This window comes from Candidatus Megaera venefica (genome assembly GCF_034554655.1).
Taxonomy (GTDB): Bacteria; Pseudomonadota; Alphaproteobacteria; order Rickettsiales; family Rickettsiaceae; genus Megaera_A; species Megaera_A venefica.
The window spans coordinates 1-13,688 of record NZ_JARJFB010000030.1 but is presented as its reverse complement, the minus strand read 5'-3'; the positions used below and the strand labels follow the sequence as shown (position 1 = coordinate 13,688).

Annotated in this window: 17 protein-coding genes; 11 read left to right on the top strand and 6 right to left on the bottom strand. The window is 35.5% G+C overall.

All coding sequences use genetic code 11. From position 1 onward, the window contains the following. A partial coding sequence (locus tag Megvenef_RS02965) for a transposase (RefSeq protein WP_322776028.1) occupies positions 1-328 on the bottom strand: 328 nt, incomplete at its 3' end. Positions 329-732: 404 nt separating this feature from the next. On the opposite strand from Megvenef_RS02965, the gene Megvenef_RS02960 reads away from it, so the two are divergent. The 3 genes from Megvenef_RS02960 (at position 733) to Megvenef_RS02950 (ending at position 2,093) form a co-directional block, all read left to right on the top strand. Next, on the top strand, positions 733-1,008 hold the full coding sequence (locus Megvenef_RS02960) for a hypothetical protein (RefSeq protein WP_322776511.1): 276 nt from the start codon (positions 733-735) through the stop codon (positions 1,006-1,008). Positions 1,009-1,070: 62 nt separating this feature from the next. Then, entirely contained in the window at positions 1,071-1,325 is a 255-nt protein-coding gene (locus tag Megvenef_RS02955; protein ID WP_322776510.1) for a hypothetical protein, read from the top strand. Positions 1,326-1,436: 111 nt separating this feature from the next. Continuing rightward, positions 1,437-2,093, top strand: a complete 657-nt coding sequence (locus Megvenef_RS02950) for a hypothetical protein (protein WP_322776509.1) — start codon at positions 1,437-1,439, stop codon at positions 2,091-2,093. 66 nt (positions 2,094-2,159) lie between these two features. On the opposite strand, the gene Megvenef_RS02945 is transcribed toward Megvenef_RS02950, so the two are convergent. From Megvenef_RS02945 to ychF, 3 genes are read right to left on the bottom strand one after another with little or no spacing between them, the layout of a single operon-like run. Continuing rightward, positions 2,160-3,371, bottom strand: a complete 1,212-nt coding sequence (locus tag Megvenef_RS02945) for a Bcr/CflA family efflux MFS transporter (RefSeq protein WP_322776508.1) — start codon at positions 3,369-3,371, stop codon at positions 2,160-2,162. A gap of 2 nt (positions 3,372-3,373) precedes the next feature. Continuing rightward, positions 3,374-3,808: a DUF805 domain-containing protein gene (locus Megvenef_RS02940; protein WP_322776507.1), complete on the bottom strand. Its 435-nt coding sequence runs from the start codon at positions 3,806-3,808 to the stop codon at positions 3,374-3,376. Between the two features lie 22 nt (positions 3,809-3,830). Further along, positions 3,831-4,925 (bottom strand): redox-regulated ATPase YchF, encoded by a 1,095-nt coding sequence (gene ychF / locus Megvenef_RS02935; RefSeq protein ID WP_322776506.1) that lies wholly within the window; start codon positions 4,923-4,925, stop codon positions 3,831-3,833. A gap of 192 nt (positions 4,926-5,117) precedes the next feature. Here ychF and Megvenef_RS02930 point away from each other — a divergent pair, with 192 nt between their 5' ends. Further along, a complete protein-coding gene (locus Megvenef_RS02930; RefSeq protein ID WP_322776505.1) occupies positions 5,118-5,312 on the top strand; it encodes a hypothetical protein in 195 nt (64 codons plus the stop codon). Here the strand turns inward: Megvenef_RS02930 and pth are convergent. Both pth and Megvenef_RS02920 read right to left on the bottom strand, forming a co-directional pair. Next, the gene (pth, locus tag Megvenef_RS02925) at positions 5,309-5,872 is read right to left on the bottom strand and encodes an aminoacyl-tRNA hydrolase (protein ID WP_322776504.1); all 564 of its coding nucleotides are present in this window, start codon (positions 5,870-5,872) and stop codon (positions 5,309-5,311) included. The two genes, Megvenef_RS02930 and pth, sit on opposite strands and share 4 nt — an antisense overlap. A gap of 194 nt (positions 5,873-6,066) precedes the next feature. Next, on the bottom strand, positions 6,067-6,681 hold the full coding sequence (locus Megvenef_RS02920) for a 50S ribosomal protein L25/general stress protein Ctc (RefSeq protein WP_322776513.1): 615 nt from the start codon (positions 6,679-6,681) through the stop codon (positions 6,067-6,069). Between the two features lie 236 nt (positions 6,682-6,917). Between Megvenef_RS02920 and Megvenef_RS02915 the strand changes: the two genes are divergently transcribed. The 7 genes from Megvenef_RS02915 (at position 6,918) to Megvenef_RS02885 (ending at position 13,384) form a co-directional block, all read left to right on the top strand. Next, complete coding sequence (locus Megvenef_RS02915; RefSeq protein WP_322776503.1) at positions 6,918-7,844, top strand: AEC family transporter; 927 nt, start codon at positions 6,918-6,920, stop codon at positions 7,842-7,844. Between the two features lie 35 nt (positions 7,845-7,879). Next, positions 7,880-8,824: a thioredoxin-disulfide reductase gene (gene trxB / locus Megvenef_RS02910; RefSeq protein ID WP_410519751.1), complete on the top strand. Its 945-nt coding sequence runs from the start codon at positions 7,880-7,882 to the stop codon at positions 8,822-8,824. 260 nt (positions 8,825-9,084) lie between these two features. Further along, the gene (locus Megvenef_RS02905) at positions 9,085-10,527 is read left to right on the top strand and encodes a replicative DNA helicase (protein ID WP_322776502.1); all 1,443 of its coding nucleotides are present in this window, start codon (positions 9,085-9,087) and stop codon (positions 10,525-10,527) included. 15 nt (positions 10,528-10,542) lie between these two features. Next, positions 10,543-11,646, top strand: coding sequence for a glycoside hydrolase family 3 N-terminal domain-containing protein (locus Megvenef_RS02900; RefSeq protein ID WP_322776501.1), 1,104 nt, complete (start codon positions 10,543-10,545; stop codon positions 11,644-11,646). Further along, positions 11,643-12,284 (top strand): superoxide dismutase, encoded by a 642-nt coding sequence (locus Megvenef_RS02895; RefSeq protein ID WP_322776500.1) that lies wholly within the window; start codon positions 11,643-11,645, stop codon positions 12,282-12,284. The genes Megvenef_RS02900 and Megvenef_RS02895 overlap by 4 nt, the downstream gene beginning before the upstream one ends. A gap of 168 nt (positions 12,285-12,452) precedes the next feature. Continuing rightward, positions 12,453-12,743: a GIY-YIG nuclease family protein gene (locus tag Megvenef_RS02890; protein WP_322776499.1), complete on the top strand. Its 291-nt coding sequence runs from the start codon at positions 12,453-12,455 to the stop codon at positions 12,741-12,743. A 134-nt stretch (positions 12,744-12,877) separates the two neighbouring features. Further along, positions 12,878-13,384: a mechanosensitive ion channel family protein gene (locus Megvenef_RS02885; protein WP_322776498.1), complete on the top strand. Its 507-nt coding sequence runs from the start codon at positions 12,878-12,880 to the stop codon at positions 13,382-13,384. Positions 13,385-13,688: the final 304 nt, after the last annotated feature.

Here is a 13,688-nt window from a genome sequence, read left to right as displayed (position 1 = left end):
CTTCAGACACATCAAGATCTTGCTGCAAATATTCATAACCACAAAAATATTGCCAATAAATATTTTCCTTTAGCTCTTCCTCCGTAAACGAATCAGAACCGTTGTACATAGCTTGAAGCATTGATAGTGCTAGCATTACTCTATGATCTTTCTTATTTCTACCAAATTGCTTGATTTCAATGTTAGGCAATGCTCTGGCTTCAAGTTCAGACCAATTTACTAAATCCCTTAGTTTATATAACTTGTTTTTAGGATTTAGTTTTGTAGATAATTTCTCTTCAAATAACCTTTCTTGTTTTTGGAGAAAAGTAATATTTTCTATAGGCATAATTTTAAAATCCGTAAGCTTTATGCGGTAATTATACCATTTTCTTATGGATTTTGTAAGCTGTTTATGACATGAAACCCCTTGTTAATTCAGGCGGGGAGAGTTTTGACGGAGGGACTAAATAATTAAATTCCTAAACTCCAATAATAAATCAAGGGTTACAATTTAAAGAGAGCTTACTATTGAACTAATCCTTTCTTTAGCATGGTTTGGCGAGATAACTTATCACTTCTTGTTTTTAAAATAAATAGATTATTTAAAATACCCTTACTTTAGGCAACCTTCTCTCAATCTACCTAACCGAGTATTTTAGTTTATTGTTTACCAATCCTTAATTAAATGAGTAGATAATTATAATTGTATACTCCAATAAAGGTCGTATACAAATCTGGGAGGTGGTTATCATGGCAAAAGAAAAAACTACAGGACAGAAGGTTAAAGAATGGTTTCAAAAGCTAGTCCCATGCTGTTTGAAAGTAACAGATGAAGCATTGGACTTAGCAGGAGATATAGCCGAACAAGCTATTAAAGATAAGCATCCTGGTAAAACGGGAGAAGCTGGTGGTAAAATAGTTAGTGACTTACTTCATGGGCTAGGTGATAGCCTCAGAGGTAGTTCTCATGAAGAAGTTATTGCCGTCGGCGCCACTGATCATAATGACGATTTGCTCCACAATTAACGAAATACTCTGTTTGGTTTAATCGTTTATAAAGAGTTTATTTATTTTTAGAGGTGGTTATTATGGCAAAAGGAAAAACTACAGGGCAGAAAATTAAAGAATGGATACAATTTAATTTTATACCTTCATGCCTCTCAGTACAAAACGAAGAACAAGCTGCTTTCATTCCTGCGAAGCTAGTGAGACAAGGAGGAATGCGAGATTTATTTCAATCAAACGAAGAGCGCCTTGATGAAGTTAATTCAAGAGATAGCCTAGTTGATGGAGCCAAAGTTAATGTCATAGGTATCATAACTGATCATGTTGAATTAGAATGATATAGTTAAATCTTGATTTAATTATTTACTAATGTTAGCTTTAAATTAAGGTTAACATTAGTAATTCTTTGTTTAGCCAATTTAAATATCCACATTAGTAGGAGTTTTTTTATGTCAAAAATTAAAGCGGAACCTTCTATAGAAGAAAAATTTTCTCTTGTAGTACTGAGTTTTCACGACTATAGAGATGAATATAAAATTGATTTACCTCTGATAGATAGGCTATCTCACCTGCATTCATGGCAACAACATTTAATGGTAAAAATCTTTGTTGCTGGCTCTAAACAAAAAGCTGTAGAGCAATTTCCAACAATGGAAAAAGAGCTAATCCTAGCTAGTCTAAAAGTCTTGGTTGATGCGGCTGAGTATGTTAAAGATATTGTTACAAACCAGGATAAGTTTAACACTCTAATTTTAAATCTAAGTGAACATGATTTTGTGTTAGATGCAGATACACGAACTACTATAATTAATTTACTGCAAGACAAAGAAGAACTGGCCAACCTTTGGAAAGGTATTAAGTCAGAAGAGAAATTAGACGCTAACAATCAGGAGTCAATTGGATTTTTCGAGAATTTTTTATCTATCTGCAAGGAATTAGTAGATATGATAATAAAATTTGTCGAAGAACAAGTGGAAAAAGTAATAGATTTTGTTGCAGAAGCTAAAGAGCAAATACTCTCTTTAGACTGTCTAAAGCAAGAAACTCCTGAACCTAAAGAAGAAGGGTATACTATTCTGGGAGCAACAGTTGAAGCAGATGAATAAGGTATGTACCTAGGGGCGCTTATGTAATTAATTAAAAAACCCCTAATACTCAGATATATCAACGTTCTATAGCAGCTTTAATTTCTTACTATTACTAATATTATTATAATAGAATAATATTAAAGAAATTGAGAGTAAGAATATAAATAAATAAGCAAAGTTATTTATTGTATTGCTATGGAACGTTGAGATCATAAAGCTGACGCCAGCTGTCATCAGATAATACATTGAGCCAAAGATAGAACCAGCAGATCCTGTTACTTTATGATAATCCTCAAGAGCGTGCCTTAACAGCATTGGAACAACCATCGCATGCCCCATAAGATGTATTGCCATTGGCCCAAAAATTAGCAACGCTACATATGTTGCTTCATTTGTATCAATCTGCGAGCCAACTAACAGCATAACACAGCCAATTGCACTCAAGATAAAACCAGCAATCCGTATTTTAAGTGTGCTGACAAATCTACGTACTAAAGACCTAGTAATTAATCCTCCGGCTAGGTTGGCCGCACTCAAAGCTAAAAATAACTTACCATAATTTGATGGAGATATTTCTAATTTTCCAATAAAAATAAATGGAGCCTGAATATAAAAACCAAAACAAATACCATTATATACCCCAACTATAAAAGCATAGGTAAGAAGAGTTTTGTCATTTAATGCAACTTTTAGTACTGTAAAAAATCGACTATTTCTTTCAGCTCCAATATATGCATTAGTTTCTGGAAGAAACCTTATATATACGATAAGCAATATTCCTGACAATAAAATAAGAAAAAAGAAGATATACTGCCATTGCTCAAAATATTCAATGATATAGCCACCTAGTGCAGAGCCAATTGATGGTACAAATGCCATGATAGTTGAGACACTAGCATAAACATATGACAACTCCCACCCTTTATAAGAATCACGTGCCATTGCTTGAGCAATTACTGAACCAACACTGGCCCCATAGGCCTGGGCAAATCTAAACAAAATAAACATTTCTATATTAGTAGATTGGCTTATAATAAAAGTAGCTATAATATAAAAGCTAATACCAAATAATACTACTGGCTTCCTACCGTAAATATCTGATATTCGACCTAAGGTAAAGATACCGAGAGCAAAACCAATATAATATACACTAGTAGATAATTGAGCAACACTACCATAAGTATTTAACTGTTTTGCTATCTCAGGAAGGGCTGCTGAATAGACTGTTTCGGTCAGTGTAGAAAGAGATATAAGACAATAAAGCAAAATTGGTGGAACTTGTCCTATTACTTTCATGACTAACTGACCTGACCCGTGTGAATTAAAGAATTTAAGACCATTAAGGTAAGCAATAAAACTATAACAACTACTACAAAAACTTTATCAAATAAAGTAATTTTTATTGGATTAGGAGGGGGGCCAAAACGATTGGATTCAATATTTCCTGCGAAGAAACAAACTACAACAGCCCAAATATTAACAATAGGTAACCACCACCATCCTCTATAATTAACATCATGCAATCTACGTACACTAACGGATAAACCGGGAATAAAAGAGATAAGAGAAAATATCCACGTCGATGTTCCACTCAGTGAGTCTATAAATTGATCTAAAATAATTATAAATAAGTGCCAATACCAGTACTCTGCCCTAGAAGCTCTGCCTTTAAAATCAAAGCAATTTTTAATTCCCAGTATAACAGCTTTACAAAAACCAGAATCCTGTATCATTTCCATACCTCATATAATTTTGCTAAACATTAAATCTAAAATGCACAACATCCCCATCTTGCATAACGTAATCTTTTCCTTCTACTCGCATTTTGCCCAGCTCTTTTGCTCTAGCCTCGCTTCCAATTGCAAGATATTCTTCGCAGGAAATAACTTCAGCTCTGATAAAGCCTTTTTCAAAATCAGTATGTATAATTCCAGCAGCAGCGGGCGCAAGAGATCCGCTAGCAAAAGTCCAAGCATGCGCTTCTTTTGGTCCAATTGTAAAAAACGATTTTAAACCAAGAAGAGAATGTGCTGATTTAATAATTTTACTAAGACCAGGTTCTGACAAACTAAGGCTTTCAAGAAACTCTTCTTTTTCCACCTGATCTTCTAGAAGCGATATTTCTGCTTCAATTTTAGAAGAAATAATGACTATGTTTGCACCTTCAGCAGCAGCCTTTTGCTCCACCCTTTGTGAATGAGAATTACCCGTTGCCGCCTCAGATTCTAGAACGTTACATACGTATAAAATTGGCTTTGAAGTAAGGAGTTGCAATGAACTAAGTTCTTTTTCATCAACTTTTCCTATTAAGGATCGAAGAGGCCTCCCCTCTTCCAGAGCTTTACGGCAAATCTCTAGAAGCTCTACTTGCAACTGTAGCGCTTTATCTGTCTTAGCTTTTTTTATTAAATTAGGCAAACGCTTATCAATAGAGTCTAGGTCTGCGATCATTAATTCTGTCTCTATTACTTCAGCATCTTTTACGGGATCAACTTTGCCATGCACATGAGTAATATCTGGATCTTCAAAGCAACGAAGAACATGGATAATAGCATCAACTTCTCTGATATGAGATAAAAATTTATTACCTAAGCCCTCTCCTTTACTAGCACCTTGAACGAGACCAGCAATATCAACAAATTCAATAAACTCAGGTATGATCTTAGCAGAGCCGGCGTTTTGGGCTAGTTTGTTAAGGCGAGAATCAGGTACTGGTACAACACCAGTATTTGGTTCAATCGTACAAAAAGGATAATTTGCTGCTTCTGCATTGCTACTTGCAGTCAGGGCATTAAACAAAGTTGATTTACCAACATTTGGTAAACCAACGATTCCACATTTTAGTCTCATAATTAGTATTCCTTACTTATATTTTGTTGTTTTATCACGTCCCTAGGATGGACTTATCACATTCGTCTATTGGATTTTGACTGGTATCTTCTTTTCTCGATAACCAGTTATACCTGACTCAAAAAAACACCGTCATACCTGGATTGATCCCACATGTTTTTCTGTCTCATGAGATCCTAAAATAAATTCAGTATGACTAATTACATCTGTCATACTACAAGACTTGATCGACTATCTTTTTCTATCGCACAAGGTCCTGGACCGAAAGCCTGCAAAGCAATGCAAGCGCAGGATGACAATAGCACGTTCGGATCTATAATAAACGTCCAAAATGATGTCTTTTTCAATACTCAGCATAACACAAAGCTATTCTGCGCGCTACCTTAAACAGAAATTGCTTTTTTAAATGCTTCAATATCCCCTAAAATCAATAGCTGCATTTTGCTAGTTATCAAATCAATATTCTTAAAAATAACTAACTCTTCTTCTTGAGAGAATTGTCCCAGTACAAAATTTGAAATTTCGTAAGCTGGATCTTCTGGTCTACCAATTCCTATTCTTATTCTATGATAATTTGGCCCGAGATGCTTATCAATCGACTTTAAGCCATTATGCCCGCCTGCTCCACCCCCATTTTTATAGCCAATCTTGCCAAAACGTAGGTCAATGTCATCGTGAATGACTATAATCTTATCTAATGAAATTTTGTAATAGGCAGAAACAGACTGTACCGTTTCGCCAGATAGATTCATGTAAGTTTCTGGTTTACAAAGCACAACACTTTCAGAGTTATTTTCTCCAAGTGCAAGTTGAGAGTTAAATCTAGATTTAGTTTGAAATAGCAACCCATATTCTTTAGATAACGCATCCAAAGCCATAAACCCAACATTATGTCTGGTATCCATATACTCTCTACCAGGATTACCAAGTCCAACAATTAGGAACATCACCTAAACCGATCCGTCAAAAATGTTTTACAAGCTTTATTCTCTACGACTTGTCATTCCAGCGAAGACAAAAACCAAATTTTATACGTTATGAATTCCTGCCTTCTACAAGAGAATAACAGCAACAAACCGGATAGCTATGGTCGCTTACAGCCACTCGCCACGACGCTATAGTAAAGCTAGGCAATAATTCCCTATTTTTTAGCTGGTTCAGCTTGCGTAGAAGCTTCATCAGCTTCATCAGCCTTACCTTTTTTACCAACAATTGAGGCTATAACAAAATTAGGATTCTCTAGAAGCTTAGAGCCTTCCGGAATAGACAAATCTTTTGCCTTCAATGAAGATCCTATTGGCATTGAAACAACATCAATTTCAATTTTACGTGGTAATTTTCCAACTGGACAAAGAATTGTAACAAATCTTTTTACTGTATTGAAATACCCACCTCTTTTAACACCTAAACAAACATCTTTATTTAAATATATAACTGGTACATGCATTTTTTGCATTTTACTTTCTAAAAATACAAAATCGACGTGACTTACAATATCAGTTATTGGATGAAGTTGAATAGCTTTTGGTAGTACCTTAAATTTCTTTTGACCAATCTCAAGTTCAAAAAGTTGAGAAATATACTGAGGCTTTCTGTAATATTTAGTTATTTCCTTTTCTTCTACTGAAATCGATAAAGGTTCTTTGCCTGCACCATAAATTGTTGCTGGCACCATGCCTCTTTTTCTTAAAGCTCTAGAAGCTCCTGTTCCCAATTCTTCACGCAGTTCTGCTGCTAGAGTTAATGCTTCGCTCATCTTAACTAAATCTCCAAATTTCTTCTCGAGCTCTAGTGAGCTCATAATTGTGTTTCAGACTTTTTAAGCCTCGTAATATATAGCGTCCATCCCAAACATTCAAGAGTTTTTTATACAATTAATGTGACATAACAAAAATAGCCAAATATTCGATAGATTGATTCCAAGTAAATTGCTATAATAAAGCACTAATAAACATTAGAAACAAATTAGGTTATTAAAAATTTAACTTTATTATGGCAGTATTTAGTCTGGTATTTTTTAAGGTATTATCCTCACTTTTAAGCGTGTTGATTGGATTTTTATCAGGCAGGTTTTCTAATGTAGAAAAGGATAGTATAGCTTCATTATTATTCTATTTTGTTGCCCCTATTGTATTTTTTGCTATTCCAACGAGTGCTGAGTTAACATTTAATTCTCTTGGAATTTCAGCCCTAACTTTCACTCTATGTACAATATTAAGTCTTTTCAGCTACTGGTTATATGGAAAAGTTTGGCAAGATTCACATAGAAATATTTTAGCTCTATCTGCTGGAACTGGAAACAGCGGTTACGTAGTTTTACCTATTGCAGCAGCTCTATTTGATGATCATACCCTTAGCATTTATGCACTTGGCTTGATTGGTATTTCTATTTGCGAGGCATCAGTTGGTTGTTATTTTTGTGCAAGAAGCGTAGGAACATTTAAGCAGAGCGTACTGAGAGTAGCAAGATTACCAATCTTAAACGCGTTCTTCTTGGGTTGCGCTATGAGTCTTTTAGGATTCCACCTACCCGATTTTCTCGATGATTTTATTAGTAATATGAAAGGTGCTTTTTCAATATTAGGTATGGTAACTATTGGACTTGCCTTGTCAAGCATTAGAGAATTCGATTTTGATATAAAGTTTACTGCAGCAGCATTTGCTAGCAAGTTTCTATTCTATCCAGCACTTTTTAATATATTTATTTTACTAGATCGTTTTTATTTTAAATGGCTTGATGTCAACTATTATAATGCTTTACAACTGCTATGTGTTGCACCGATGGCTACCAATACAATTGTACTAGCATCACTATATAAAATTTATCCAGAAAAAGTGGCCACCGCGGTATTGCTTTCTTTACTCTTTGTTTTACTATACATGCCTATTATGGCCACAATTTTCCTTGAAGGAATCTGACCACATAAAAATAAAACTTAACTATTACGGTAAATATGGAACCAATTATCACTAAAACTAAAGTCCTGATTATTGGATCAGGACCAGCTGGCCTAGCGGCAGCAATTTATGCAGCCAGAGCATCTTTGGAGCCTATTTTGATACATGGAATGCAACCAGGAGGCCAACTTACCATTACTACTGATGTTGAAAATTACCCCGGATTTGCAGAGACTATTCAAGGTCCATGGCTAATGCAAGAAATGGAGAAGCAAGCAGAAAAAGTTGGCACTAAACTTGTTCACGACTACGTTGAAAAAGTTGAGCTTAAAACAAAGCCATTTAAAGCCTATACAGCATCAGGGAATTTATATGAAGCTAATAGCATAATAATTTGTACAGGAGCTCAAGCTAAGTGGCTTGGAATTAAGTCAGAACAAGAGTTTCAAGGGTTTGGTGTATCAGGGTGCGCCACATGTGATGGGTTTTTCTTCAAAGGCATGGACGTTGTGGTAATAGGTGGTGGGAACACCGCTGTTGAAGAAGCATTATATCTTACTAACCACGCTAAAAAAGTTTATATTGTTCATCGCCGAGATGAATTCAGAGCTGAAAAAATTCTTCAAGAAAGATTATTTGAACATGACAAAATATCAGTAATTTGGGACAGTGTCTTAGAAGAAGTTGTAGGTACCAGCAACCCTAAGTCTGTAACTGGTATAAAAATTAGAAATATTAAATCTAATGAGCTCTCAAACTTGGAGTGCTCTGGTGTATTTATTGCTATTGGACACAAACCAAATACGGATATTTTTAATGACCAAATAACAATGGATGAAGAAGGCTATATAATTACAGCACCTGATTCTACTAAGACTAATATACCAGGAGTATTTGCCGCCGGAGATGTTCAAGATAAAATTTATCGTCAAGCAGTAACAGCTGCAGGCACTGGTTGTATGGCGGCTTTAGAAGCTGATAAATTTCTAAGAGATTTATAACTAATTTTATTGTGCTCCGCATGCCCTCGACCCGCGAACTCATGCAGTGGAAGAAAATACCGAATCGAGTCTGGAATAACTGCTTAGCTATTCTTCACAAGGTCATCCTGAATTTATTGGGACTTGCGCCTGCCTTTGGCCCAGGATCTTATGAAACAAAAGGAGATGTCGGATCAAGTCCGGAATAACTGGTGTTTTTGCACGTGATAACGTGCCTGCACTTTGAATATGAACTAAAATTTACAAAAAAATATAAAAATATGAGTCAAACATTACTAGAGCACGATTTACTCCGAAAATTACCGGCCAACGTCCATGCCGAGCAGATGTTGCTTGGGGCCGTCCTTATTAACAGTGATTTGATCGAGCAAATAAACGAGTTCTTAAAACCAGAACATTTTTATGAAAAACTTCATCAAAAAATATACAATGCCATAGAAATACTAGTTGAAAAAGGATTAAGTGCAACCCCAGTTACCATCAAATCTATGCTTGATAAAGACCCTTTATATCAAGAATTAAATGGTAATGAATATATAATTCGATTAACCACAATCGCCATGGTTGTCATTAACCCTTATGATTATGGCAAAATAATCTATGACTCAGCCATCAAAAGAAATTTGATTACTATTGGCGAAGAAATTGTCAATGATGCATATAATTCCACTTTAGAACAGGAAGCTCCTCAGCAGCTAGAAATTGCTGAGAGTAAGCTATATCTTCTTGCGAGTGAAGGCATGAAGGAGAAAGGCTTTGTTGCAATGAGAGAATCTGTTGCTGAATCACTCAGCAGTATAAACAGAGCTATGAAGAATACCGATCATATTACAGGTATCTCAACAGGTTATCTTGACCTAGACAATAAGCTTTCTGGTTTTCAAAACTCTGATTTAGTCATAATTGCTGGCCGCCCATCGATGGGTAAAACCGCGTTTGCTATTAATTTTGCTTTTAATGCTTGCAAAGCCCTCCAACGAAAAGCCAAAGAAGGTGAAAAACCTCCAGCAGTAGGATTTTTCTCCTTAGAAATGTCTTCAGAGCAGCTGGCAAGTCGTCTGCTTTCCATGATGGCGCGGGTTGATTCGACCAATCTGCGCAATGGTAAGGTCAATGAAGAACACTATAATGACCTACGCAAATCAGCAGCAGAATTATCAGAAATGCCTTTTTTTATAGACGACACCCCCGCTCTATCGATTTCATCAGTTAGATCTAGAGCAAGAAAACTTAAAAGAAAACACAACTTAGGTATTATTTTTGTTGATTACTTACAATTACTTAGTGGATCTAATAAATCAGAAAACAGAGTTCTGGAAATTTCTCAGATTACTCAAGGACTTAAAGCGATTGCTAAAGAATTAAACATCCCGGTTATTGCCCTATCTCAGCTCTCAAGGGCGGTAGAACAAAGAGAAGATAAAAGGCCGCTTCTTTCTGACTTGCGTGAATCTGGTTCGATTGAACAAGACGCCGATCTGGTTATGTTCTTATATAGGGAAGAGTATTACTTACGCCGAAAAGAACCAGCTCCTGGTGACCCTAAATATTCAGAATGGCAAGCAGCACTTGATAAAGCGCATAATATAGCCGAAATATTGATTGCTAAACACAGAAATGGCGCTGTTGGCAATGTGCAGCTATATTATGTTGATAAATTTTCTAGTGTTGGTAATCTAGATAGATCGCACAAACAAAATTAAAGACTCATTAGTATTATGACTGTACCAATAATTTTCGGTATTAGCAGCACAAAGCTTTTACAAGAAGAAATAGATTTATTTAGCGAGCATAAAGCAGCTGGATTTATTCTATTTTCTCGTAATATTGAATCTAAGAAGCAAATTCTTGAACTAACTACTGTTCTTAAAGGATTGTACCCTGAAAGAAAAATACCTATATTTATAGACCAAGAAGGCGGTAGAGTAGCACGAATTAAGCCTCCAATTGCAGCCAGATTTTATCCTTCAGCTGAGCATTTTTCCAATATTTATAATGAAGATAGATTAAGAGCAAAACTTGAGTTAAAAACTAACTACATTCAACTTATGTCTGAGCTAAGGGAACTAGGCATAGACTCTCCTTGCGCTCCGGTTTGTGATTTATCTTTTGAAGGGGCAAGCGACGTTATAGGAGACAGAAGCTTTGGAAATAACCCAGACAAGGTGATTGATTTATGCAAATCGGTTATAGCTGGCATACAACATAGCGGCGGCTTACCGTTTATTAAACATATTCCTGGACACGGCAGAGCATTCGTTGATAGTCATTTTGATTTGCCAATAGTAAGTACACCACTAGAAGAGCTAGAAACGACTGATTTTAAGGTTTTTAAAGAATTAGCCTCAGAAAAAGTATGGGCAATGACTGCCCATATCGTATATACTTCAATCGACTCAAACCTACCAGCTACAATATCGAAAAAAATTATAGATTATATTAGAAATAATATAGGTTTTAAGGGTAAATTAGTATCAGATGATTTATGTATGTACGCCTTGCATGGCGAGGTAGGAAAAAAACGCTCTACACTTAAGAAAGTGATTAATCTTGCTGAAAAAGATTTAGAGTGGAGAGAAGATTATTCTCAACCTTTAAAAGAATTATTCGACATAAACACTTATCAAATTACTAATTTAGCCATAATCGAGCTGTGCAAAAAGAATTTAGCCAAGTCTAAGGCTGAATTTCTTGCAAGCCTTACCAAAGTAACTAGAATGACCCTTGATGCCGGGTGTAATTTAGCGCTTCATTGCAGCGGGGATATAGACGAAATGCGCGCCATCTGTAACGTTATAACACAAAATGAGGAAATAAAATGACATATTGCGACTACTCTAACCAAGAAAAATACCCTTTTGAATTACCAGAATTACCATATGAAAAGGATGCATTCTCTCCTGATTTTTCTTCTGAAACGTTTGATTACCACCATGGCAAACATCATAATGCTTATGTGACTAATTTGAATAATTTGCTTAAGGATAATAAGGAGTTTACAGAAATTGACCTTGAGCAAATTATTGCTAAGTCTAGTAATTCTAACGCGGCAATTTTTAACAATGCAGCCCAGATTTGGAATCACACATTTTTTTGGCATTCAATTAAACCGGGTGGTGGTGGAAAACCTCATGGAAATATAGCTGAGCTAATAAAAACTAGCTTTGGTTCATATGACAACTTCGTTACGGAATTCAAACAAGCTGCCGTATCTCAATTTGGTAGTGGATGGGCTTGGCTAGTCTATAACGCAAAAGATAAGAAACTTCAGATTATCAAGACAGCAAATGCAGAAACCCCATTAACGCAAGGCTTAGATCCTTTAATTGCTTGTGATGTATGGGAACATGCTTACTATATTGATTATAGAAATAAACGCCCAGATTATGTGTCTATTTTTATTGAAAAAATGATAAATTGGGACTTTGCTGAAATGCACTTGAACCGAGCAAGGCAATAGCATAATTTCGGTACCGTTATCCCAGGCTTGATCCAGGATTTTATGATGTTAAAAAAAAGAAGATCCAGAGTCAAAAGCGCATAACCGTTCGAAGTTAACGTTGTCATTTTGAGCCTCTTTTTGTCATTTCCGCGCAGGCGGAAATCTAGTAAATACTGAGATAGCACTATGAATAATTCGTATTGGGTTTACATCTTGGCTTCTAAGCGCAATGGCACGCTTTACGTTGGTGTAACTGGCGATTTATCTAGACGCATTTATGAGCATAAAGAAAATTTAAATGATGGATTTACCAAAAAATATAACATTAATCAACTTATTTATATAGAAGAATTTCAAGATATAATTGAAGCTATTCATAGAGAAAAGTGCCTTAAGAAATGGAATAGAGCTTGGAAGCTACGTTTAATAGAAGAGCAAAATCCTGATTGGAGAGATTTATATGAAACTGTTACGTGATCTAGATTTCCGCCTGCGCGGAAATGACAAAAGAGGTTCAAAATGACAACTATAGATCACCGGCATAACAGTGTATAAGCTTTGCGACTTGTTATTCACGCTTAATTAAAATTAAAAATACTGAGGTTACATAAATGGAAAATTATTCTGTTCTATTTCGACAATTACATGAATTTGTGCCTCAATTCATCTCGGGGCTTATGGCTATTGTTCCGTTTTTTATACTTTGGCTAATTACAAAACCGATATTTAATAAAATTATCGCTAGATCCAAAGTATCCTCCAAGAATTCAGCCCTAGTTTATTTAGGTAAGTCTGTAAGCATAGCCATTTGGATTACTGCCCTACTCACTGTTCTTGGCACTTGGGGAGTAGATATCAGCGCTTTGGTTGCTGGTCTTGGTTTAACAGGATTCGCTATTGGTTATGCTTTGAAGGATGTATTAGTAAATAGTATAGCTGGAATAATGATAATATTTTATAAAACTGTTGAAATTAACTCGCACGTATCTGTACTTGGTGTTGAAGGAACTATTGTCGATATAGACCTCAGATATATCACTATCCAAGATGATAAAGCAAAACACCTAATTCCAAATTCATGTTTATTAGCAGAAAAAATTACGATATTTAATAAGTAGATAGAATTCATAGATGACTAAATATAACTATTTGTCATTCCCGCGTAGGCGGGAATCCAGCGTGAAGACTAGTTTTTCTAGATCTCCGCCTGCGCGGAAATGACATAAAAAGTGGCTATGTCAACTTAATTCACTATAGTCATCCTTGAAAACACCGTCATGCCGGACTTGATCCGGCATCTTCTTCTGTCTCATGAGATCCTGAGTCAAGCTCAGGATGACTCTTTAGTCTCTCCGTCAAAACTCTAAATTTTTGATATAATTTCAAGAATTTCAAAAATAAATCACCGCACATTCATTTTTT